Genomic DNA, 6,921 nt, shown 5'->3' on the forward strand with positions numbered 1-6,921 from the left:
TATTTGAAAATAATCATTGTTTTAAACGAATTTTTTGTATGATTCTGATTTTTTCACGCAATGAATACCAACGTTTTGGTATAAGCTTTGTTGCGTTTTAGTTATGCTAAAAGTAAGCAAATTATTAAACAACTTTGTGCCTGCGTATTTTTCCGAAGGAAAAATTTAGCAGCAATAAAGTTTATACAGTGTTAGCAACAGTTTTAAATTCCTTCTTAACTTATTTTTAATAGTTTTAAACTCAATTTTATTCCGCTCAAAAGACTAATTCCAAAAACTATAGAAATTATAGAATTGAAATCTGTTTTTTGATAAATAATTCCGATATAAATGAACTGAATAATTCCTGAACAAATTGATAGTACTCCAAAAAAATATAAAAAATTCAAACTTTTTGAAAAGTCAAGTGTAATTATATTTTCATTCCATTTTGGTTTTTCAAATTTTATTCCAAATAAATTCCAAAGTTTCGTAATTATTATTAAAAAGATTATTCCAAATAGAAAAGTCATAATACTCAAAATTAAGGTTTCTGAAAACTTCAAAATTTCCATATTTTCTCCAATTTTTAATAAAATTAATGGTGCAATACTAATTATTAAAATAATCAGACTTTTGATTTTCCCAATATTATTCCAACTTTCAAATATTTCTTTATAGAATGATTTTGATAAATAATTATTCACTTTAAAAGGATGATTTTTGAGTTTGCTGAGTAATTGTTGCTAACGTGTTTATATATGGTTTGTTGCGTAGTTTAAGCAACTAATTTAGTAAATAATTACAGACCAAGAAAATCCGCGAGGATTTTCGTAAGTAAGCAAAAAGCTAGCAATAAATTATATATGGTGTTAGGGCAAGTATTTTTATGAAATCCAAGTTCCTTCAATTTTTTCAATTTTCCATTTTCCAGACACTTTTTTTATAAAAAATTTCAAGCCATTTCCATTTAATCTTCCATAAGTAACACCACATTCAAGTATTCCATATTCTTTATTTTCGTCAAAGTATATGTTTGAAAATGAAATAACAGCTCCAAGTTCAAAAGGATAATTAGTATTCCAAATTTTTCTGCCTTTTGGAAATTCAGAATATTTTTTAAATCGATATTTCTTGTGATTACCAAAAATTGATAAGTCTATTTTGTTTTCGTTCTTGGAACCTGAATACTGACTTTTAGGTTCTATTTCTTTATAATTACCAGATAAATTTTTAAAACTACTGCTGTCTAAAGGAAAAGTCTTTTCAACAATTGCTAAAACTATTCTAGTGGTATCTTTTTCAATTTCAGCTTTTCTTTTTTCAAACTCAGCCAAAAATTTCTTGTAATTCTCAAGGTTTTCTTTTTTTTGTTTTTCACTCAAAATTATTCCATTTGGAGGAGGAGGGTAAGGAGGAGTCATTAATCTAAAATCTACATAAGCTGAGTCAATTAATTCTAGAAATAATTCATTAAATACTTTTCTTTCAAGTTGTAATTTTTCCTTTTTGGTATTACAACCTAAAATAGCTATTAGTAATAAAAATAGAACTGTCTTTTTCAAATGTGCGCTTTTATTTGCCCTAACGGTTTTGTGTATGATTAGTGGCGTGTTTAAACACCTAATTTAGCAAATAAAAACCGGATAGAAAATCCACGAGGATTTTCGTAAGTAGGCGAGAACTAGCCATTAATTATACACGTTGTTCTACACCGTTTTTATTCCGATTTTTATTAATTGGTGTCGATATGTAATCGATGTTGGTCGCAATGTAAACACTTAAATAAATAACCTTGCATTCCGCCATCATTTACTAAATATTGCTCAAATTCCGACTGTGATAATCCATATTCTGATTTAATTCTTTCAATGTCGTCTGATAAATTTTCTTTCAGATGTTCAATTTCTTTCCAACCAACATATTTCTCAAATGAGCAATAATCATCGTGATGTGCAAGCCAAACTTCTTGTTGCCAACTCACATAATTTGGTGTTTTTGTAACCAATTCAGTCAGTTTATTTTGGTCAGAAACTTCTTCGCAAGAAGCATCGTCAATATACATTCCATCATATTTTGCGGCTGCGCTTCCGTCCGCAACACACCAAGGACAAATAAATTCAACTTCTTCGATAGCGTAAATTCCGCCAGAGTAAGCATAGTCTCTATTTTTCTCACAAACTGGACAATCAATATTTTTCTTTTCAATTATTCCCAATTTGAGTGCGTTCGGTTGGTATTTAAACTTTGGTAATTCAGACATATTTTTTGAATTCAGAGTGTTATTGTTTTTACAGCCAGAAACTATTCCGATTACTAATATTAATGCTATGACGAATGTTTGTTTCAAATGGTGTAGAACGTTTTAGCTATGGTTAGTACGGGAATAGAAAGTCAGAGACTTTCAATTTAGCACTTAGCCAAAACTTTTTATTTTGTTTTATTTTTTTCTATTCTAAAGCCAAATCAAAAGATTTGGCGGACTTAGTAAAAATACACTTTTCTCAGAATTAAACACTAAAACCCGTATTAATTATAGCTTTTGTTGTAGGTAGTTTTTTATTAGTCTTTTTGGAATCCAGAATTTAAATCTCTAAATATTACAATTTTTGGTTTTCCTATTAAATATGGTCTGTAGAAATATGTAATTAAGCCATCATTTCCAAAATCTAGATTAATTTTTGTTCCACTTAAATTATGAATGAGTTTATAAGTTCCAATACCTCTGAAGTTACTTTTAAATGTATTATCATTAAATAATTCCAATTTATCTCCATCATTGATTCCATCTGAGCCAAAGTTATTCGGTATTTCTGCAGTATATTTTCCTGTTATTAAAACCTGAAAAAAATAAGTGTTATAAAAATATAGAGAGACTATAGTCAGTAAAGATATAACCCAAATTTTATTAACTTTTTTTTCTGTCATTTTTTTATTTTTTACAATTTATTTAAAATCTTATGTTCTATTCGGTTTTATTATAAAAATCAAATATGTGACTATATAAATAAGCAAAGGAACTTGAAACATTAAATAATTAAATTTTTCAATTGGTGTTTTAGTCAGTCTTATAATTATTGGTAAAATCATTAGAAGGAAACTCAATATTTTTACAATTCTATATTTTCCATATTTTGTAAAATTTAGTACTATTCCAATTACTCCAAATATTGCAAAAACTTGTTCATTATTTCCGAATTCGAAACTAGTAAATATTAGCCAAAATATAAAAGGAAGTCCAATCATTTGCCCCATAAGAATTATAAGGGAATATGAAATTAGAGAAATAATTTTTAGTTTATTTTCCATTTATTTTTTAATTCGATTATAATTTGGTCAAATTACCTACAACGTCTCGGCTATGGTTAGTACGGGAATTAAAAGTAGTGAACTTTCGATTAAGCACTTAGCCAAAACTTTTTATTTTGTTTTACTTTTCATTTTTAAAGCCAAATCAAAAGATTTGGCGGACTCTATAAAAATACACTAAACTTTGGATTTTAAACCCAAACCCGTATTAATTATAGCCAATGTTAGCCACTGGTTTTTAATTTTCCGTTTACTTGAATTTCCACAATTTCTGTTTCTTTAGTTGTTTCATTCCAAAACTGAAAATTTGTAATGATTATTCTATTTTTTTCAATTGTTGATTCTGTTCTTAAAACGCTCTCGGCAATTTCATCCATTGCAATCATTTTATGGTCAAGTATATTATAATCAGAATCGTAATTGACGAGCGTTGAACCTAATTCATTGTCAACAAAATAATTATAAAATACAATCGATTTGTAATTGTCTGATAAATTCACAGCGTAATTAATTCCAATTTTATGAGCATCATAAGCATTTGGGTGAATTTCAAAAACTTTATCTAAACTCAATTCCTGTATTTGTTCTTTGGTTAATAGTTTTCCAACTTTATGATTGTCAAAATTTGTTGAATCTCTATGTGGTAATTCAACTTTTTTAATATTTTCTATAAAAGAAAAGTCAGTTTGAGGTTCTGACTTGATGTTTTTACTCGAATTAAGATTTATGAATTCAGTATTTTTCTTTTCCGTTATTTGTTCAAATTCAGAGATTTTTTTCTTTTGAGTTTCTTTTTCGTTACAACCTTGGAAAAGAATTAGAAGAGTCAATAATATTTTAAATCCTGATTTCATTTTTTTAACTTGTGGCTAACGTTTTATGTGTATGATTTGCTGGGTAAATTTAGCGAAAAATAACTACATTTTACAGACTTTTACGATTGCGAGGTTTTTCGCAAGAAAAACCGAAACAAGCAGTAAATTATACACGGTGTTGTAATTTTGTTGTGAAACATTTGAGTAAACACGTTTAGCTTCCGTTTTCAATTTTTCAGCGTTTGAGTAAATTCAGACATTTTAACTTTAAAACACTAAAAAAAATCGCGAAAAAATTCCGCATTTTTGGTTTTCAGTTTGAGTGAATTCAAACATTTAAATTCCGCAAAGATTTTGAATTCCATTTTTTTCTTAATTCGCGAGAGAGTGTTCCACAAAATTCATTTTCACAAAAGTTTAAATTCAGAATTTGAGTGATTTTTCAGCTTTCATTCGTACAATTTTACAATTTCATTTTGCTGTTTTTTCAAGCGTTTTAGTTTTTCTGAACAATAAATTACAACGGTCTCGTATAACCGTCAGTTACGGGATTAAAGTTAATGATTTTCGGTTAAGAACTGGCGTTAGCAATTCCGAGTGGATTCGGACGTAGTCGAATCCGCCGTAATTGCGGTTATACATTGTTGCCAGTAGTTTTTTATTCCGTTTAGTATGGTTCAAATTTACCGTTTTTAGGAAATCCGTGATAATAAATTATTTCTTTCTCAAAAGCTTTTGCTCCGTTCCAACGCTTAAAATCATTCCATTTCAGCGAGTTTAATATTTTGTCCGATTTAGATAATACCAAGGAATCCAATTCCGACAATTTCTGATAAGCAATTTGAGCATCTAATTCTTTTGGTATTTCTCCATAGTATAGTCGGTAAACCGAATTTTTATTCTTTTTTGTACGCTTATTAATTCCGTTTGAATATAAGCTGTAAAAAACAGAATCAGCAACTTTTATTACAACTCGCTTTTCGTCATTTAAGTCATTCAATTCGGTATCCGAATAATTGTCGTTTTTTAGTTCAGTCTGGACATAATATTTTAGAGTTCCAAATTCCGTTTTTTCTCTTTTAATCAGTCCTTTTTGTGTTGAGCACGAAACAACTAAAGTGATTAAAAAAAGTAGTAATATTTTTGTTTGTACGTTTTTCATTCAAATTACTGGCAACGTTGTTGTATATGGTTTGTTGCGTGTTTTAAGCAACTAATTTAGTAAATAATTACCGACCAAGAAAGTCCACGAGGACTTTCGCAAGTAAGCAAGAAGCCAGCAATAAATTATATACGGTGTTACCACACGTTTTTATTATTCATTTCAGAAAATCAGTCTTTCGATTTGACTTCTGATTGAGAATAGAAAAATCAAAATCAAAAGTGTAATTAAATTCGTTTTGAAATTCACATATTCCTGTTTTCTATATTCTTTTAATATTCTATAAACTAAAAATCCGCCAACAAGTATAATCGGTAAATAGTTTAAAATTAAATCAACATACCACAATTCCGAAATTCGACTTGCAGTTGCTCCTTCTCCATAAATTCCCCAAAAAGCAAATATCTCAATCAAAATCAGAAGTAACAGAATTCCGAAAAATAGAACTGACCTAATTCCGATTCCGATAAAATTGGTTTTAATTTTTAAAAATTCAGAGATATTCATCCAGAAAAAGTTTCAGTTGTTAAATTCAAACAGATGATTGCTGAAATTATATGAATTCCGATTAAGTAAAATTTCCATTTCGATTTTTTAGTCAGAATTAGAGCGTAGATTGGAATTTGAATAATAGCAATTATTGTCGGTAAGATTCCAATTCCGTTTTTTGTCAAAATAGCAATTAACATTGTAAATGGATAAACAACTTTCGCTGGTAAATAAGTTCCGTGTCCTCCACCCATTGCAAATACTACAATGACTAATAAAATAAATGTTATTAAAATGGTAGTTCCGATTTTCATTTCAAATGTGTGGTAACGTGTATGTGTAGGAAAAGTTGCGTTTGTTTAGCGTAAAGTTAGCAAATAATTACTGAATAGAAAATCCGCGAGGATTTTCGTAAGTTGGCTAAAAGAAAGCAATTTTTTTTACACGGTGTTGGCTGTAGTTTTATATTTTTTCGCTCAATTCTTTTGGTAGTAACTTTTCTAAAATCATTTTTTGTTTCTTTTCAATTACTAAAAATTTCCAGTTATTTTCTCCGTTTTGAGAAATTCCATAAACGTCTTTTTGAGATTGGATTTCAAAAAAATCAGTTTTTTCATTATAGACAACATTTTCAGATCCAAATGTGCTTTCCAATGACAATTTAGTCAAGTTTATTCTTGTTGCTTTTTCGTCTTTTGTTTCTCCTTCTTCTCCTTTTATTTTCATATTCATTTGATTTGAATAAGTAAGAAGTGAATAATATTTCTTTTCAATTTCCTTTTTGTCATTAACTTTCAAGATTTTCGGATTTTTGATTTCAAATTCCATATCTGGATTGTTAAAAGTCATTTTCATAACCTTAATCATTTGCGATTTTGGAATAATTTCAAAAAATTCAGGAACAATATATTCCATAGATTTTTCAAATTCCATATTTACAATTGTACTCAAATAATCATTAAATTCCTTTTTCAGCTCATTTTTATAATCTTGTGCAATTCCGATTACACTAATTGTCAAAAATAGAATTGTAAATAAATTTCTTTTTAATTTCATATTTCAATTTTGATTTCGGTTTTTAATTACAGCCAACGTTCTGGATAAACCGTCGTTTTAATGCGGTTTATGTTTTGTTGTGTGTTGTAAATGTAAGTAAATATTTCTTAC

At 28.2% G+C, this 6,921-nt stretch carries 9 protein-coding genes; all 9 read right to left on the reverse strand.

Annotated features, from left to right (window positions below; all coding sequences use genetic code 11):
- Nucleotides 1-215: 215 nt before the first annotated feature.
- Nucleotides 216-686: a hypothetical protein gene (locus tag Q0733_RS12530; protein WP_298782616.1), complete on the reverse strand. Its 471-nt coding sequence runs from the start codon at nucleotides 684-686 to the stop codon at nucleotides 216-218.
- Between the two features lie 180 nt (nucleotides 687-866).
- Nucleotides 867-1,544, reverse strand: coding sequence for a hypothetical protein (locus Q0733_RS12535; protein WP_298782617.1), 678 nt, complete (start codon nucleotides 1,542-1,544; stop codon nucleotides 867-869).
- Between the two features lie 170 nt (nucleotides 1,545-1,714).
- Nucleotides 1,715-2,329: a CbrC family protein gene (locus tag Q0733_RS12540; RefSeq protein WP_298782619.1), complete on the reverse strand. Its 615-nt coding sequence runs from the start codon at nucleotides 2,327-2,329 to the stop codon at nucleotides 1,715-1,717.
- Between the two features lie 212 nt (nucleotides 2,330-2,541).
- Nucleotides 2,542-2,907: a hypothetical protein gene (locus tag Q0733_RS12545; protein WP_298782621.1), complete on the reverse strand. Its 366-nt coding sequence runs from the start codon at nucleotides 2,905-2,907 to the stop codon at nucleotides 2,542-2,544.
- 605 nt (nucleotides 2,908-3,512) lie between these two features.
- Nucleotides 3,513-4,142 carry a hypothetical protein gene (locus tag Q0733_RS12550; RefSeq protein ID WP_298782623.1) on the reverse strand — a complete coding sequence of 210 codons (630 nt, stop codon included), beginning with the start codon at nucleotides 4,140-4,142 and terminating at the stop codon, nucleotides 3,513-3,515.
- A gap of 628 nt (nucleotides 4,143-4,770) precedes the next feature.
- The gene (locus Q0733_RS12555) at nucleotides 4,771-5,265 is read right to left on the reverse strand and encodes a hypothetical protein (RefSeq protein WP_298782625.1); all 495 of its coding nucleotides are present in this window, start codon (nucleotides 5,263-5,265) and stop codon (nucleotides 4,771-4,773) included.
- Between the two features lie 162 nt (nucleotides 5,266-5,427).
- A complete protein-coding gene (locus Q0733_RS12560) occupies nucleotides 5,428-5,772 on the reverse strand; it encodes a hypothetical protein (protein ID WP_298782627.1) in 345 nt (114 codons plus the stop codon).
- A complete protein-coding gene (locus Q0733_RS12565) occupies nucleotides 5,769-6,068 on the reverse strand; it encodes a hypothetical protein (protein ID WP_298782628.1) in 300 nt (99 codons plus the stop codon). Before Q0733_RS12565 ends, Q0733_RS12560 begins: the two co-directional genes overlap by 4 nt.
- Before the next feature lie 148 nt (nucleotides 6,069-6,216).
- Nucleotides 6,217-6,810, reverse strand: coding sequence for a hypothetical protein (locus tag Q0733_RS12570; protein ID WP_298782631.1), 594 nt, complete (start codon nucleotides 6,808-6,810; stop codon nucleotides 6,217-6,219).
- Nucleotides 6,811-6,921 lie beyond the last annotated feature (111 nt).

Origin of the sequence: uncultured Polaribacter sp., from assembly GCF_947500975.1 — a bacterium.
In the GTDB taxonomy this organism is placed as follows: domain Bacteria; phylum Bacteroidota; class Bacteroidia; order Flavobacteriales; family Flavobacteriaceae; genus Polaribacter.